This window comes from Streptomyces sp. NPDC014891 (assembly GCF_043081085.1).
GTDB lineage: Bacteria > Actinomycetota > Actinomycetes > Streptomycetales > Streptomycetaceae > Streptomyces.
The window spans coordinates 190,716-206,320 of the sequence record NZ_JBIBWF010000009.1 but is presented as its reverse complement, the minus strand read 5'-3'; the positions used below and the strand labels follow the sequence as shown (position 1 = coordinate 206,320).

The window sequence follows — 15,605 nt, the reverse complement described above, 5'->3', positions numbered from 1 at the left end:
AGGGAAGCCGCCCTTCCGCACAGGCCGGAGAACCCCCTGTGCGGGGCGTGGACACCACCACTCGTGCGGGGCGGACACGCAGCCGCCCGTACGCGCGGAGACACCCGCCCCGGGTTCCGCCGGGGGTGGGCGGCGGACACGGCGACGGCCCCCGCGGTCGGGGACCGGGGGGCCGTCGGGGTGTGCTGCGGCGGGTCAGTGCGCGGCCGAGTCCCAGTCGTGGCCGACGCCCACCGAGACGTCCAGCGGGGCGCGCAGTTCGGCGGCGGCCGACATCTGCTCGCGGACCAGCGCCTCGACCTGCTCGCGCTCGCCCGGGGCGAGTTCGAGCACGATTTCGTCGTGGACCTGGAGGAGCATCCGGGAGGTGAGGCCCGACTCGGTCAGCGCCCGGTCGACGCCGAGCATGGCGACCTTGACGATGTCGGCGGCCGTGCCCTGGATCGGGGCGTTGAGCGCCATCCGCTCGGCGGCCTCGCGGCGCTGGCGGTTGTCGCTGTTGAGGTCGGGCAGGTAGCGCCGGCGGCCGAGCATGGTCTCGGTGTAGCCCGTGGCGCGGGCCTCGTCGACGACCCGGCGCAGGTAGTCCCGGACCCCGCCGAAGCGCTCGAAGTAGGTGTCCATCAGGCCGCGGGCCTCGCCCGGGTCGATGTTCAGCTGCTGCGAGAGGCCGAAGGCGGACAGGCCGTACGCCAGGCCGTAGGACATGGCCTTGATCTTGCGGCGCATCTCGGCGTCGACGGCGGACCGCTCGACGCCGAAGACCTGGGAGGCGACCGTGGTGTGGAGGTCCTCGCCGGAGGTGAAGGCCTCGATGAGGCCCTCGTCCTCGGAGAGGTGGGCCATCACGCGGAGCTCGATCTGGCTGTAGTCGGCGGTCATGAGGGCGTCGAAGCCCTCGCCGACGACGAAGCCGTGCCGGATGGCGCGGCCCTCGTCCGTGCGCACCGGCACGTTCTGCAGGTTGGGGTCGGTGGAGGAGAGGCGTCCGGTGGCGGCCACCGTCTGGCTGAAGGTGGTGTGGATGCGTCCGTCGGCGGCGATCGTCTTGATCAGGCCCTCGACGGTGGAGCGGAGCCGGGCCTGCTCGCGGTGGCGGAGCATGATGACCGGCAGCTCGTGCTCGGTCTGGCCGGCCAGCCAGGCGAGGGCGTCGGCGTCCGTCGTGTATCCGGTCTTGGTCTTCTTGGTCTTCGGCAGGTTCAGCTCGCCGAAGAAGACCTCCTGGAGCTGCTTGGGCGAGCCGAGGTTGAACTCGTGGCCGACGGAGGCGTGGGCCTCCTTGACGGCCTGCTGCACGGCGCCGGCGAACTGCTGCTCCATGGCCTCCAGGTGCTCGCGGTCGGCGGCGATGCCCTGGCGCTCCAGGCGGGCGAGGAGCGCGGAGGTGGGCAGCTCGACCTCGTGGAGGAGCTCGCGGGCGCCGACCTCGCCGAGCTTCTCCTCGAAGGCCCCGGCGAGGTCCAGGACGGCCCGCGCCTGGGCCATGAGGGCCTCGGCCTCGGCGGTGTCGTCGGCGCCGAAGGCGAGCTGTCCGTCGGCGGCGGCCGCCGGGGCGAGCTCGCGGTGCAGGTACTCGACGGACAGCGCGTCGAGGGCGAAGGAGCGCCGGCCGGGCTTCACGAGGTAGGCGGCGAGGGCGGTGTCCATGGTGACGCCCGCGACGCTCCAGCCGTGCTCGGGGAAGACCCGCATGGCGCCCTTGGCGTTGTGCATGGCCTTCGGCCGGTCGGGGTCGGCGATCCAGGCGGCCCAGGCCTGCTCGTCGGTCTCGTCGAGGGCGCTCGGGTCGAACCACGCGGCGGCGCCGCCGGCGGCGGCGAGGGCGATCTCGCCCACGTTCCCCGTGCCGAGGGCCCAGGTGTCGACGGTCGCGATGCCGAGGGGCTCGGTGCCGTGCTCGGCGAGCCAGGGGGCCAGCTCGCCCGCGCCCAGGACGGTGCCGTCGATCTCGACGCCGGCCGCGGGGGCCGGGGCGGTGTCCTCGGCGGCGCCCGGGTCGACGGCGAGGAGCCGCTCCCGCAGCGACGGGTTGCGGATCTCCAGGGTGTCGAGGACGAGGGCGACGGCTCCCCGGTCGTAGGGCTCGCGGGCCAGGTCCGCGACGCCCTTGGGCAGCTCGACGTCGGTGACCATGGCCGTCAGCCGGCGGTTGAGCTTGACCGATTCCAGGTGGTCGCGGAAGTTCTGCCCGGCCTTGCCCTTGACCTCCTCGGCGCGTGCGACGAGCTCGTCGAAGGAGCCGAACTGGTTGATCCACTTGGCGGCGGTCTTCTCGCCGACGCCGGGGATGCCGGGCAGGTTGTCCGACGGGTCGCCGCGGAGGGCGGCGAAGTCGGGGTACTGGGAGGGCGTGAGGCCGTACTTCTCCTGGACCTTCTCGGGGGTGAAGTGGGTGACCTCGGAGACGCCCTTGGTCGGGTAGATCACGGTGGTGCGGTCGGAGACCAGCTGGAAGGAGTCGCGGTCGCCGGTGAAGATCCGGACGTCGAAGCCCTCGGCCTCGGCCTGGGTGGTGAGGGTGGCGATGACGTCGTCGGCCTCGAAGCCGTCGACGGCGAAGCGCGGCACGTTCATCGCGTCGAGGAGCTCGCCGATCAGCTCGACCTGCCCCTTGAACTCGTCGGGGGTCTTGGAGCGGTTCGCCTTGTACTCGGGGAACTCCTCGGACCGCCAGGTCTTGCGGGACACGTCGAAGGCGACCGCGAAGTGCGTGGGCGCCTCGTCGCGCAGCGTGTTCGCCAGCATCGAGGCGAACCCGTAGATCGCGTTCGTCGGCTGCCCCGTCGCGGTGGTGAAGTTCTCCGCGGGCAGCGCGAAGAACGCCCGGTACGCGAGCGAGTGCCCGTCCATGAGGAGCAGGCGGGGGCGGATGTCTGCGGGGTTCTTCGATGCTGTCTCTGCCACACGACGATCCTGCCACGGACCACTGACAATCCCGCCCACCGCTGCGCACCGCACCGGCGGGGTGCCGGGCCGTCGCCGCCCCGTGACAGGATCGGAGGCGTACGCCGCAGGATTACCGCTCAAGGGAGAGCGCGATGGTCAGCAAGCCGCCGGTCGGCGACCCGGTCCAGGACGCACCGCAGGTCACGCCCCCGCAGCACGCCGCCGCCGGGCTGCCCGCCGTCGGGCACACCCTGCGGATGGCACGCGAGCAGATGGGGCTGCGGCGCACCGCGCGGACCCTGCTCAAGGTCAACCAGAAGGACGGCTTCGACTGTCCGGGCTGCGCCTGGCCCGAGGAGGACAAGCGGCACGTCGCCGAGTTCTGCGAGAACGGCGCGAAGGCGGTCGCCGAGGAGGCGACGCTGCGCCGGGTCACCCCTGAGTTCTTCGCCGCGCACCCGCTGGCCGACCTGGCGGAGCGCAGCGGGTACTGGCTGGGCCAGCAGGGCCGGATCACCGAGCCGATGCTGCTGCCGGAGGGCGGCGACCGGTACGAGCCGGTGACCTGGGAGCGGGCCTTCGCGATCCTGGCGGAGGAGCTGCGGGCCCTGGGCTCCCCCGACGAGGCGCTCTTCTACACCTCGGGGCGGACCAGCAACGAGGCGGCGTTCCTGCTCCAGCTGTTCGCCCGCGAGTTCGGCACGAACAACCTGCCGGACTGCTCCAACATGTGCCACGAGTCCTCGGGCTCGGCGCTGACGGAGACCATCGGCATCGGCAAGGGCAGCGTCTCGCTGGAGGACCTGCACCGGGCGGACCTGATCATCGTCGCCGGGCAGAACCCGGGGACGAACCATCCGCGGATGCTCTCGGCCCTGGAGAAGGCCAAGGCGGGCGGCGCGCGGATCATCTCGGTGAACCCGCTGCCCGAGGCGGGCCTGGAGCGGTTCAAGAACCCGCAGACCCCGCAGGGCATGCTGAGGGGCGCCGCGCTCACCGACCTGTTCCTGCAGATCCGGATCGGCGGCGACCAGGCCCTCTTCCGGCTCCTGAACAGGCTGGTCCTGGAGGTCCCGGGGGCGGTCGACGAGGAGTTCGTACGCGAACACACCCACGGTTACGAGGAGTTCGCGGAGGCGGCCGCGGCGGCCGACTGGGACGAGACCCTCGCCGCGACCGGGCTGCGGCGCGCCGAGATCGAGCGGGCCCTGGAGATGGTGCTCGCCTCGGAGCGGACCGTGGTGTGCTGGGCGATGGGCCTCACCCAGCACAAGCACGCGGTGCCGACCATCCGCGAGGTGGTCAACCTCCTCCTGCTGCGGGGCGCCATAGGGCGGCCCGGCGCCGGCGTGTGCCCGGTGCGCGGACATTCGAACGTGCAGGGCGACCGGACCATGGGGATCTTCGAGCGTCCCGCGCCCGCCTTCCTTGACGCCCTGGACAAGGAGTTCGGGATCGTCTCGCCGCGTCACCACGGCTTCGATGTGGTCCGGTCGATCCAGGCGCTGCGCGACGGCGAGGCGAAGGTGTTCTTCGCGATGGGCGGGAACTTCGTGGGGGCGACGCCCGACACGGAGGTGACGGAGGCGGCGATGCGCCGGGCCCGGCTGACCGTCCACGTCTCGACGAAGCTGAACCGCTCGCACGCGGTGACGGGCACGCGCGCGTTGATCCTGCCCACGCTGGGCCGTACCGACAGGGACGTGCAGGCGGGCGGCAGGCAGTTCGTGACCGTCGAGGACTCGATGAGTCAGGTGCACGCCTCGCGGGGCAACCTGCCGCCCGCGAGCCCGCACCTGCTGTCGGAGCCGGCGATCGTGGCGCGGCTGGCCCGCGCCGTCCTCGGCGCCGGATCGGCCACGCCCTGGGAGGAGTTCGAGGCGGACTACGCGGCGATCCGCGACCGCATCGCGCGCGTGGTGCCGGGCTTCGAGGACTTCAACGCGCGTCTCGCGGCGGACCCGGGCGGTTTCCGCCTGCCGCACGGGCCGCGCGACGAGCGCCGCTTCCCGACGAAGACGGGCAAGGCCAACTTCACGGCGGCGCCCGTGGAGTACCCGAGGGTGCCGGAGGGGCGGCTGCTCCTGCAGACGCTCCGCTCGCACGACCAGTACAACACCACGGTCTACGGCCTGGACGACCGCTACCGGGGCATCCAGGGCGGCCGCCGGGTCGTCCTGGTCCATCCCGAGGACGCGGCGGAGCTGGGCTTCGCCGACGGGGCGTACGCGGATCTGGTCAGCGAGTGGACGGACGGCACCGAGCGGCGGGCGCCCGGCTTCCGGGTGGTGCACTATCCGACGTCCCGGGGGTGCGCGGCGGCCTACTACCCGGAGACGAACGTGCTGGTGCCGCTGGAGTCGACGGCGGACGTGAGCAACACCCCCGCGAGCAAGTCCGTGGTCGTCCGTCTGGAAGAATCCGCCTCCGCCTAAGCGTTTGCTCAGGCAGCTCAGGAAGACCAGCCGTACGAAGACGTACGAAACGAACGGAGCCGGGCATGGGTGAGCAGCAGCACGTGAAGTTCCCGCAGGAGGTCCTCGACGAGTACGCGGCACTGGGTGTCGACCTCCCGGCGCTCTTCTCGGCCGGACACCTCGGCAACCGGATGGGCGTCCAGATCGTGGAGGCCTCCGCCGAGCGCGTCGTCGGCACCATGCCCGTCGAGGGCAACACCCAGCCGTACGGGCTGCTGCACGGCGGCGCCTCCGCGGTCCTCGCCGAGACCCTCGGCTCCGTCGGCTCGATGCTGCACGGCGGAGTGTCGAAGATCGCGGTGGGCGTCGACCTGAACTGCACCCACCACCGGGGCGTACGCAGCGGCCTGGTGACCGGTGTGGCGACCCCCGTGCACCGCGGCCGGTCGACGGCCACGTACGAGATCGTGATCACCGACGAGCAGGACAAGCGGGTGTGCACGGCGCGGCTCACCTGCCTGCTGCGTGAGGTCACCGCGAAGGACGCGTCGAGCATTCCGGACACCGCACACGGCTGAGCGGTGACACACGAGGCCTGACCAGCCACGGACGACCCGGGGGCGGCACCACCAGGTGCCGCCCCTCACGCGTTCCCGCCCCGGCCGCGCCCCCGGTTCCGTCACGCTGTGTCACATGCACAAGGGTCGTCCGGCGGTGAAGCGGAGGGGTCGGTTCGTCCGCTCAGCTTTCTGCCGTTGTCCGATATCCGGAGAGTCCGCTGAGCGGACCGTCAGTACCAAGAATCGCTCAAGCCCCTTAGCGGAACTGCGCGTTCTCACTATGTGAACACCGCATTACAGCCCTCTATGCCCCGGTTTTCCCACCCGGCGCGCACACTCTTTCCCCGTCGGCATAACAAGACAGTCACATCCTGTCCTCGGCGCTCCCCGACCCTCCCCACCTGCGCTTAGAGTCACCGCCAGTCACCGCGCCGCCGGGCGCGTCCTACTGCACGGCCCTGTACCAACCCCAGTACGGCCCGGCGTTCCAAAACGGCACCCCTCGCTCCGCAGCTTCACGGCACCGCCTCATCCGAGGGGGCCGCGCCAGGGAAAGGACCCTTCGTGCGAAACCGTTCGATGCTCATACTCACCACCGCGGTCACCGCGGGAGCACTCACCCTCACCGCCTGTGGTTCGCGCGACGACAAGGGGGCCGAGAAGGGCGGCGACGGCGGCAACGTCACCGTGACCATCGGCCTCGACGCGCCCCTCACCGGCGAGCTGTCCGCCCTCGGCCTCGGCATCAAGAACTCCGCCGACCTCGCGGTCAAGACGGCCAACGAGAAGGCCTACGTCAAGGGCGTGACCTTCAAGCTGGAGTCCCTCGACGACCAGGCGCAGCCCTCCGCCGGCCAGCAGAACGCCACCAAGTTCGTCGCCGACAAGAGCGTCCTCGGCGTCGTCGGCCCGCTGAACTCCTCCGTCGCCGAGTCGATGCAGAAGGTCTTCGACGACGCGAAGCTGGTCCAGGTCTCCCCGGCCAACACCAACCCGGCGCTGAGCCAGGGCATCAACTGGAGCACCGGCGAGAAGAAGCGCACCTACGCGTCGTACTTCCGCACCGCGACCACGGACGCCATCCAGGGCCCCTTCGCCGCGCAGTACGTCTACAACGAGGCCAAGAAGACCAAGGCCTTCATCATCGACGACAAGAAGACCTACGGCGCCGGCCTCGCGGGCACCTTCAAGGGCGAGTTCGAGAAGCTCGGCGGCAAGGTCCTCGGCACCGAGCACATCAACCCCGACACCAAGGACTTCTCCGCGGTCGCGACCAAGGTGAAGAGCTCCGGCGCCGACGTCGTCTACTACGGTGGCGAGTACCCGGCCGCCGGCCCGCTGGCCAAGCAGATCAAGGAGGCCGGCGCCAAGGTCACCGTCGTCGGCGGCGACGCGATCTACAGCCCCGAGTACGTCAAGCTCGGCGGCGCGGCCGCGACCAACGGCGACATCGCCACCTCCGTCGGCTCCCCGATCGAGGAGCTCGCCTCCGCCAAGGAGTTCCTGACCAACTACAAGGCCAAGGGCTACAAGGAGGCCTACGAGGCCTACGGCGGCTACGCCTACGACTCGACCTGGGCGATCATCGAGGCCGTCAAGAAGGCCACCGAGGGCAACGGCGGCAAGGTCCCCGAGCGCGCCAAGGTCGTCGAGGCCATGCAGGGCGTCTCCTTCGAGGGCGTGACCGGCAAGGTCTCCTTCGACGAGTTCGGTGACACCACCAACAAGCAGCTGACCGTCTACAAGGTCGAGGGCGGCGCGTTCAAGCCCGTCAAGTCCGGCACCTTCGGCGGCTGATCAACCTCACCGCTCAGCACCACCAGCACCACTCAGCACCACCTTCACCGCGCGGGGGGCCGCACCTGGCTCCCCGCGCGGTGTCACATCCGTCGAAAGTCTCGGAGGACAATGCGGTGAACGAACTGCCGCAGCAGCTGGTCAACGGCCTGCTACTGGGATCCATGTACGGGCTCGTCGCCGTCGGCTACACGATGGTCTACGGCATCGTCCAGCTCATCAACTTCGCCCATGGCGAGATCTTCATGACCGGCGGCTTCGGGGCGCTCACGGTCTGGCTCATCCTGCCCGGCGGCACCAGCATGTGGGTCGCGCTGCCCGTCATGATCATCGGTGCCGTGGTCGTCGCGACCACCATAGCCGTCGGAGCGGAACGGTTCGCCTACCGTCCGCTACGCGGCGGCCCCCGCCTCGCCCCGCTCATCACCGCCATCGGCCTCTCCCTCGCCCTGCAGTACGCGGTGTGGGTCTGGTACCCCGAGGCGAAGTCCGCCCGGACCTTCCCGCAGATCCCCGGCGGTCCGATCGAACTCGGCCCCGTCACCATCCAGACCGGCGACGTCTTCCTCCTGATCGCCGCCCCGATCTGCATGGCCGTCCTCGCCTTCTTCGTGATGCGCACCCGCGTCGGCCGCGGCATGCAGGCCACCGCGCAGGACCCGGACACCGCCAAGCTCATGGGCGTCAACACGGACCGCATCATCGTGATCGCCTTCGCCCTCGGAGCCGCGATGGCCGCCGTCGGCGCCGTCGCCTACGGCCTCAAGTACGGCGTCGTCGACTACAAGATGGGCTTCCTCCTGGGACTCAAGGCGTTCACCGCCGCCGTCCTCGGCGGCATCGGCAACATCTACGGCGCCATGATCGGCGGAGTCGTCCTCGGCATCGCCGAGACCCTCGCGACGGCCTACATCAGCCACATCCCCGGTATGGAGCAGCTCGGCGGCCAGTCCTGGGCCGACGTCTGGGCCTTCGTACTCCTCATCGTCGTACTCCTCGCCCGGCCCCAAGGCCTCCTGGGCGAGCGCGTCGCGGACAGGGCGTGAGCACCATGACCACCATCTCCGAGAACCCCCAGGCAGCACCGCTCTCCCAGCAGAAGGAGGCGACCGGTCTCCTCGGCTTCGTGCCGGCCAAGACCGCCCGCGCCCTCGCCCTCGGCGGAGCCGTCCTCACCGTCGCCGCCTGCTTCCTCTCCTGGACCTGGACGCCCACCTTCCCCGGCGACCTCACCTACTACGGCTCCCCGGCCGGCCTCCAGCTCCAGGTCCTCGTCCTGGGCCTGCTCACCGCCCTCTTCGCCCTCTCCTCGTACGGCGTCAAGGGCACCCGCTGGCTGACCCCCGCCGGCGCCGACGGCGCGATCAAGTTCGCCGCCCTCGCCACCTTCGGCACCACCTGGTACACCGTCGCCGCGATCAGCGTCACCCTCGGCGGCCCGGTCAACCTGGAGCCCGGCGGCGCGATCGTCGCGTTCTCCAGCCTGATCACCCTCCTCGGCGCCCTCGCCCTCCCCTTCGAGCGGCCCGCGGTCCACCCCGTGGACCCCGAGGACACCGGCTGGGACCAGTTCAAGCACCGCGCCGGCAACGGCTGGACGGTCTTCAAGGGCGCCTTCGCCTCCACCGGCACCGCCCGCAAGCTGCCCCCGCTGCACTCCTCCGTCGAGATCCTGATCATCACCGGCATCCTCGCCGTGGCGCTCGGAGTCTTCACCTACGGCGTCGGCACCGAGTACGACGAGCTCTTCGTCGGCTTCCTGATCACGGCCGGCCTCGGCTTCGCCGCGGTCAACAAGTCCGGCCTGATGCAGCAGGCCACCCAGCTCACCAAGAAGCACCAGAACCTCACCATCGCGGGCGCGTTCACCGCCGCCGCGCTCTTCCCCTTCACCCAGACCGACGACCAGTACGCGACGCTCGGCGTCTACATCCTGATCTTCGCCACGGTCGCCCTGGGCCTCAACATCGTCGTCGGCCTCGCCGGTCTCCTCGACCTCGGCTACGTCGCCTTCCTCGGCGTCGGCGCCTACGCGGCCGCCCTCGTCTCGGGCGCCCCGACCTCCCCGTTCGGCGTCCACTTCCCCTTCTGGGCCGCCATCCTGGTCGGCGCCGGAGCCTCCCTGGTCTTCGGTGTCCTCATCGGCGCCCCGACCCTCCGGCTCCGCGGCGACTACCTCGCCATCGTGACCCTCGGATTCGGTGAGATCTTCCGCATCGCCGTCATGAACACCGACGGCACCTCCGGACCGGACATCACCAACGGCTCCAACGGCATCGCCTCCATCCCGAACCTCAACATCTTCGGGTTCGACTTCGGCGCCGAGCACTCGATCGCCGGCTTCACCATCGGCCGCTTCGCGAACTACTTCTTCCTGATGCTGCTGATCATGGCGGTCGTCGTGCTGGTCTTCCGGCGCAGCGGCGACTCCCGCATCGGCCGCGCCTGGGTCGCCATCCGCGAGGACGAGACCGCCGCGCTCGCCATGGGCATCAACGGCTTCCGCGTCAAGCTCATCGCCTTCGCGCTCGGCGCCTCGCTCGCCGGCCTCGCCGGCACCGTGCAGGCCCACGTCACCTACACCGTGACCCCCGAGCAGTACCTCTTCGCCGGTCCCATCCCGCCCAACTCCGCCTTCCTGCTCGCAGCCGTCGTCCTCGGCGGCATGGGCACGATGAGCGGCCCGCTGGTCGGCGCCTCGCTCCTCTTCCTCATCCCCAACAAGCTCCAGTTCATGGGCGAGTACCAGCTCTTCGCCTTCGGCGTCGCGCTGATCCTCCTCATGCGCTTCCGCCCCGAGGGCATGATCGCCAACCGGCGCAACCAGCTGGAGTTCCACGAGAACGACGAGACGCCCGCCACGCTCGCCAAGGCAGGTGCCTGAACATGACGACCACCACGAAGACCGCGGACGCCACCACGGCGCCGACCGCCGGCGAGGCTGTGCTCGACGCGCGCGGGGTCACCATGCGCTTCGGCGGCCTCACCGCCGTGCGCGACGTGAACCTCACCGTCAACAGCGGCGAGATCGTCGGCCTGATCGGCCCCAACGGCGCCGGCAAGACCACCTTCTTCAACTGCCTCACCGGCCTCTACGTCCCCACCGAGGGCGAAGTCCGCTACAAGGGCACGGTCCTGCCGCCCACGTCCTACAAGGTCACCAACGCCGGCATCGCCCGCACCTTCCAGAACATCCGTCTCTTCCACAACATGACGGTCCTGGAGAACGTCCTCGTCGGACGCCACACCCGCATGAAGCAGGGCCTCTGGTCGGCGCTGCTCCGCCTGCCCGGCTTCAAGAAGGCCGAGGCCGAGGCCACCGAGCGGGCCATGGAGCTCCTGGAGTTCATCGGCCTCCAGGACAAGGCACAGCACCTCGCCAAGAACCTCCCCTACGGTGAGCAGCGCAAGCTGGAGATCGCCCGCGCCCTCGCGAGCGACCCCGGCCTGATCCTGCTCGACGAGCCCACCGCCGGCATGAACCCGCAGGAGACCCGCGCGGCGGAGGAACTCATCTTCGCCATCCGCGACATGGGCATCGCCGTCCTCGTCATCGAGCACGACATGCGGTTCATCTTCAACCTCTGCGACCGGGTCGCCGTGCTCGTCCAGGGCCAGAAGCTCATCGAGGGCGACAGCCAGACCGTCCAGAGCGACGAGCGGGTCATCGCCGCCTACCTGGGCGAGCCCGTCGCGGACACCCCCGCGGAGGAGGCACCCGTCGCGGAGACCCCCGCCGGGGAGGCACCCGCCGCGGCCGCCGCCCCGGACACCACCGCCGACGAGGAGGCGCCGCCGCAGGAGGACGCCCCCGAGACCCCGGACGCCCCCGCCGACGAGGCACCGGCAGCCGAGGAGACCTCCTCCGAGGACACCACGCGAGACCCTGCTTCGGGCAAGGAGAACGACGCATGACCGCACTGCTCGAAGTCGAGGACCTGCGCGTCGCCTACGGAAAGATCGAGGCCGTCAAGGGCATCTCCTTCTCCGTCGACGCCGGTGAGGTCGTCACCCTCATCGGCACCAACGGCGCCGGCAAGACCACCACCCTGCGGACCCTCTCCGGGCTCCTCAAGCCGGTCGGCGGCCAGATCAAGTTCGAGGGCAAGTCCCTCCGCAAGATCCCCGCCCACAAGATCGTCTCGCTCGGGCTCGCCCACTCCCCCGAGGGCCGGCACATCTTCCCCCGCATGACCATCGAGGAGAACCTCCTCCTCGGCGCCTTCCTCCGGAAGGACACCGCGGGCATCGCCAAGGACGTCCAGCGCGCCTACGACCTCTTCCCGATCCTGGGCGAGCGTCGCAAGCAGGCCGCCGGCACGCTCTCCGGCGGCGAGCAGCAGATGCTCGCCATGGGCCGGGCCCTCATGTCCCAGCCCAAGCTGCTCATGCTCGACGAGCCCTCCATGGGCCTCTCGCCGATCATGATGCAGAAGATCATGGCGACCATCGCCGAGCTCAAGGCCCAGGGCACCACCATCCTGCTCGTCGAGCAGAACGCCCAGGCCGCCCTCGCCCTCGCGGACCACGGCCACGTGATGGAGATCGGCAAGGTCGTGCTCTCGGGCACCGGCCGCGACCTGCTCCACGACGAGTCCGTCCGCAAGGCGTACCTCGGCGAGGACTGACCCGCCAGGTCGGCACCACAGACGGAAGGCCCGCCCCACAGAGCCGTGGGGCGGGCCTTCTCCGTACGCGTACGGCGGGGCGGGCGGGCTACTGGCCCTTGGCCGCCTTCTTCTCCTCGGCGTCCTCGATGACGGCCTCGGCGACCTGCTGCATGGACATGCGGCGGTCCATCGACGTCTTCTGGATCCAGCGGAACGCGGCCGGCTCCGTCAGGCCGTACTGGGTCTGCAGGACGGACTTGGCGCGGTCGACCAGCTTGCGGGTCTCCAGGCGCTGCGAGAGGTCGGCGACCTCCTGCTCCAGGGCGCGCAGTTCGGAGAAGCGGGAGACGGCCATCTCGATGGCCGGCACCACGTCGCTCTTGCTGAACGGCTTCACCAGGTACGCCATGGCCCCGGCGTCCCGGGCCCGCTCGACGAGCTCGCGCTGCGAGAAGGCGGTGAGCATGAGGACCGGGGCGATGGACTCGCCGGCGATCTTCTCCGCGGCCGAGATGCCGTCCAGGACGGGCATCTTCACGTCCAGGATGACGAGGTCGGGGCGGTGCTCGCGGGCGAGCTCGACGGCCTTGGCGCCGTCACCGGCCTCGCCTACGACCGTGTAGCCCTCTTCCTCCAGCATCTCTTTGAGATCGAGGCGGATGAGGGCCTCGTCCTCGGCGATGACGACGCGGGTCGTCAGCGGCGGGACGTGCGACGCGTCGGCGTCGTCAGCGGGCTGGGGCGACTCGGGGGCGGTCACGGGGGCTCCTCGGTGCGGGGCAGGTACTGCTACATGAGCCTACCTAGTCCTGTATGTTTGAGACACAGCAGGTCGCTACTGACCTTCGTTTCGAAGGAGCCCCGGTAGCCCAGCGGAAGAGGCAATGGTCTCAAACACCATACAGCGTGGGTTCGAATCCCACCCGGGGCACTTTACCTTCGATTCCAAGGAATCCCGCTCATTGGCGATCTTCACTCGTCAAGGTGAACACCTCTTCGATTCCGGCCCCGCAGGCCCGTACCGGGCCAAGCTGCCGACATGGAGCAGCACAATCCTTCGATTCGCGAAGAGGCGCTCGTACTTCTCCGCCGAGGCCTGAGCAACAGAACCGTCGCCGAGCGGCTCAACGTGCCGCGCGGCACGGTCGGTTGGTGGCTTTCGGAGGACCGGCGACGGCGCGGCGTCCGATACGAGCGTCCGACCGACTGCCCCAAGTGCACCGGACGGGCCTTCGACATCTCGGCCTACGCGTATCTCTTGGGCCTCTACCTCGGGGACGGCCACATCGTCTCCAAGGCCAGACAGCATCACCTGTCGATCTTCTGTGCCGCGTCCTGGCCGGGGTTGATCGACGCAGCCGAGGACGCCATGCGACGCGTTATGCCGATGCCCAGTGTTCGGCGACGGGCCCGGCCGGGGTGTGCCGAGGTGAAGTCGTTCACCAAACACTGGACATGCATGTTCCCTCAACATGGCCCCGGCAAGAAGCACGAGCGTGAGATCTCCTTGCAGTCCTGGCAGCAGGACATCGTCGAGGAACACCCCTGGGACTTCATTCGTGGCCTGATCCACTCGGACGGCTGCCGAGCCGTCAACTGGACGACTCGAATCGTCAACGGGGAGTGCAAACGCTACGAGTATCCGCGGTACTGGTTCACCAACGTCTCCGACGACATCCGGCAGCTCTACACCGACACGCTCGACATGCTGGGCATCGAATGGACCCACTGCACCCGCAAGGGGAAGCCGTACAACATCTCCGTCGCCCGCAAAGCCTCGGTCGCCCTCATGGACGCGCACATCGGCCCCAAGCACTGACCCCTACGTCAGCGGGTCGCCGATGTGGTGGACCCGGACCAGGTTCGTCGAGCCCGCGACTCCCGGCGGGGAGCCGGCCGTGATCACCACGATGTCGCCGGGCCGGCAGCGGCCGATGCGGAGGAGTTCCTCGTCCACCTGGGCCACCATCGCGTCCGTCGACTCGACGTGCGGGCCGAGGAAGGTCTCGACGCCCCAGGTGAGGTTGAGCTGGGAGCGGGTCGCCGGGTCCGGGGTGAAGGCGAGCAGGGGGATGGGCGAGCGGTAGCGGGAGAGGCGCTTGACCGTGTCGCCGGACTGGGTGAAGGCGACGAGGAACTTGGCGCCGAGGAAGTCGCCCATCTCGGCGGCCGCGCGGGCGACCGCGCCGCCCTGGGTGCGGGGCTTGTTGCGGTCGGTGAGGGGCGGGAGGCCCTTGGCGAGGACGTCCTCCTCGGCGGCCTCGACGATCCGGCTCATGGTGCGGACGGTCTCGATCGGGAAGCGGCCGACGCTGGTCTCGCCGGAGAGCATCACCGCGTCGGTGCCGTCGATGACGGCGTTGGCGACGTCGGAGGCCTCGGCGCGGGTGGGGCGGGAGTTGTCGATCATCGAGTCGAGCATCTGCGTGGCGACGATGACCGGCTTGGCGTTGCGCTTGGCGAGCTTGACGGCGCGCTTCTGGACGATCGGGACCTGCTCCAGGGGCATCTCGACGCCGAGGTCGCCGCGGGCGACCATGATGCCGTCGAAGGCGGCGACGATCTCCTCGATGTTCTCGACGGCCTGGGGCTTCTCGATCTTGGCGATGACGGGGAGGCGGCGGCCTTCCTCGTCCATGATCCGGTGGACGTCGTCGATGTCCCGGGCGCTGCGGACGAAGGAGAGGGCGATGACGTCGGCGCCGGTGCGGAGGGCCCAGCGGAGGTCCTCGATGTCCTTCTCGGAGAGGGCGGGGACGGAGACGGCGACGCCGGGGAGGTTGAGGCCCTTGTTGTCGGAGACCATGCCGCCTTCGATGACGACGGTGTTGACCCGGGGGCCGTCGACGGAGGTGACCTCCAGGGTGACGCGGCCGTCGTCGACGAGGATGCGCTCGCCCGCGGTGACGTCGGCGGCGAGGCCGGAGTAGGTCGTCCCGCAGCAGTGGCGGTCGCCTTCCACGGGTTCGACGGTGATGGCGAACTCGTCGCCGCGTTCAAGGAGTACGGGACCTTCACGGAAGCGGCCGAGGCGGATCTTCGGGCCTTGAAGGTCGGCGAGGACGCCGACGCTGCGGCCGGTCTCGTCCGCGGCTTTGCGGACGCGCTGGTAGCGCTCCTCGTGCTCGACGTACGAGCCGTGGCTGAGGTTGAAGCGGGCCACGTCCATTCCGGCCTCGATCAACGCCTTGATCTGGTCGTATGTTTCGGTGGCGGGCCCAAGGGTACAAACGATTTTCGCTCGGCGCATGATGCGAGCCTAGGGCTTACCCACCAGTAGCGAGTTGGTGGGACATGACTACTCAACAACCTTTCCATGAAAGGCTGTTGAC

General features: G+C 69.8%; 11 protein-coding genes and 1 tRNA gene. 9 read left to right on the top strand and 3 right to left on the bottom strand.

Annotated features, from left to right (window positions below):
• Nucleotides 1–195: 195 nt before the first annotated feature.
• A complete protein-coding gene (gene polA, locus ACF09E_RS25515; RefSeq protein ID WP_392207347.1) occupies nt 196–2,907 on the bottom strand; it encodes a DNA polymerase I in 2,712 nt (903 codons plus the stop codon).
• A 134-nt stretch (nt 2,908–3,041) separates the two neighbouring features.
• Between polA and ACF09E_RS25510 the strand changes: the two genes are divergently transcribed.
• From ACF09E_RS25510 to ACF09E_RS25480, 7 genes are all read left to right on the top strand, one after another.
• Nucleotides 3,042–5,324 carry an FdhF/YdeP family oxidoreductase gene (locus ACF09E_RS25510; RefSeq protein ID WP_392207345.1) on the top strand — a complete coding sequence of 761 codons (2,283 nt, stop codon included), beginning with the start codon at nt 3,042–3,044 and terminating at the stop codon, nt 5,322–5,324.
• Between the two features lie 65 nt (nt 5,325–5,389).
• Nucleotides 5,390–5,884: a PaaI family thioesterase gene (locus ACF09E_RS25505; RefSeq protein ID WP_392207343.1), complete on the top strand. Its 495-nt coding sequence runs from the start codon at nt 5,390–5,392 to the stop codon at nt 5,882–5,884.
• A 561-nt stretch (nt 5,885–6,445) separates the two neighbouring features.
• The gene (locus ACF09E_RS25500; protein ID WP_388802815.1) at nt 6,446–7,663 is read left to right on the top strand and encodes a branched-chain amino acid ABC transporter substrate-binding protein; all 1,218 of its coding nucleotides are present in this window, start codon (nt 6,446–6,448) and stop codon (nt 7,661–7,663) included.
• A gap of 116 nt (nt 7,664–7,779) precedes the next feature.
• Nucleotides 7,780–8,709 carry a branched-chain amino acid ABC transporter permease gene (locus ACF09E_RS25495; RefSeq protein ID WP_148004563.1) on the top strand — a complete coding sequence of 310 codons (930 nt, stop codon included), beginning with the start codon at nt 7,780–7,782 and terminating at the stop codon, nt 8,707–8,709.
• The gene (locus ACF09E_RS25490) at nt 8,706–10,547 is read left to right on the top strand and encodes a branched-chain amino acid ABC transporter permease (RefSeq protein WP_392207341.1); all 1,842 of its coding nucleotides are present in this window, start codon (nt 8,706–8,708) and stop codon (nt 10,545–10,547) included. Before ACF09E_RS25495 ends, ACF09E_RS25490 begins: the two co-directional genes overlap by 4 nt.
• A gap of 2 nt (nt 10,548–10,549) precedes the next feature.
• A complete protein-coding gene (locus tag ACF09E_RS25485) occupies nt 10,550–11,578 on the top strand; it encodes an ABC transporter ATP-binding protein (protein WP_392207339.1) in 1,029 nt (342 codons plus the stop codon).
• Nucleotides 11,575–12,291, top strand: a complete 717-nt coding sequence (locus ACF09E_RS25480) for an ABC transporter ATP-binding protein (protein ID WP_361849479.1) — start codon at nt 11,575–11,577, stop codon at nt 12,289–12,291. Before ACF09E_RS25485 ends, ACF09E_RS25480 begins: the two co-directional genes overlap by 4 nt.
• Before the next feature lie 88 nt (nt 12,292–12,379).
• On the opposite strand, the gene ACF09E_RS25475 is transcribed toward ACF09E_RS25480, so the two are convergent.
• Nucleotides 12,380–13,033 (bottom strand): ANTAR domain-containing response regulator, encoded by a 654-nt coding sequence (locus ACF09E_RS25475; RefSeq protein ID WP_073917005.1) that lies wholly within the window; start codon nt 13,031–13,033, stop codon nt 12,380–12,382.
• A gap of 98 nt (nt 13,034–13,131) precedes the next feature.
• On the opposite strand from ACF09E_RS25475, the gene ACF09E_RS25470 reads away from it, so the two are divergent.
• A tRNA-Leu gene (locus tag ACF09E_RS25470) sits at nt 13,132–13,204 on the top strand.
• Nucleotides 13,205–13,312: 108 nt separating this feature from the next.
• Nucleotides 13,313–14,092: a helix-turn-helix domain-containing protein gene (locus ACF09E_RS25465; protein ID WP_392207337.1), complete on the top strand. Its 780-nt coding sequence runs from the start codon at nt 13,313–13,315 to the stop codon at nt 14,090–14,092.
• 3 nt (nt 14,093–14,095) lie between these two features.
• On the opposite strand, the gene pyk is transcribed toward ACF09E_RS25465, so the two are convergent.
• Nucleotides 14,096–15,523 carry a pyruvate kinase gene (gene pyk, locus ACF09E_RS25460; RefSeq protein WP_392207335.1) on the bottom strand — a complete coding sequence of 476 codons (1,428 nt, stop codon included), beginning with the start codon at nt 15,521–15,523 and terminating at the stop codon, nt 14,096–14,098.
• Nucleotides 15,524–15,605 lie beyond the last annotated feature (82 nt).

Coding starts and splice junctions, on each gene's coding strand:
- ACF09E_RS25510 (WP_392207345.1), top strand. CDS start 3,042: ATGGTCAGCAAGCCGCCGGTCGGCGACCCGGTCCAGGACGCACCGCAG.
- ACF09E_RS25505 (WP_392207343.1), top strand. CDS start 5,390: ATGGGTGAGCAGCAGCACGTGAAGTTCCCGCAGGAGGTCCTCGACGAG.
- ACF09E_RS25500 (WP_388802815.1), top strand. CDS start 6,446: ATGCTCATACTCACCACCGCGGTCACCGCGGGAGCACTCACCCTCACC.
- ACF09E_RS25485 (WP_392207339.1), top strand. CDS start 10,550: ATGACGACCACCACGAAGACCGCGGACGCCACCACGGCGCCGACCGCC.
- ACF09E_RS25480 (WP_361849479.1), top strand. CDS start 11,575: ATGACCGCACTGCTCGAAGTCGAGGACCTGCGCGTCGCCTACGGAAAG.
- ACF09E_RS25465 (WP_392207337.1), top strand. CDS start 13,313: ATGGAGCAGCACAATCCTTCGATTCGCGAAGAGGCGCTCGTACTTCTC.
- pyk (WP_392207335.1), bottom strand. CDS start 15,523: ATGCGCCGAGCGAAAATCGTTTGTACCCTTGGGCCCGCCACCGAAACA.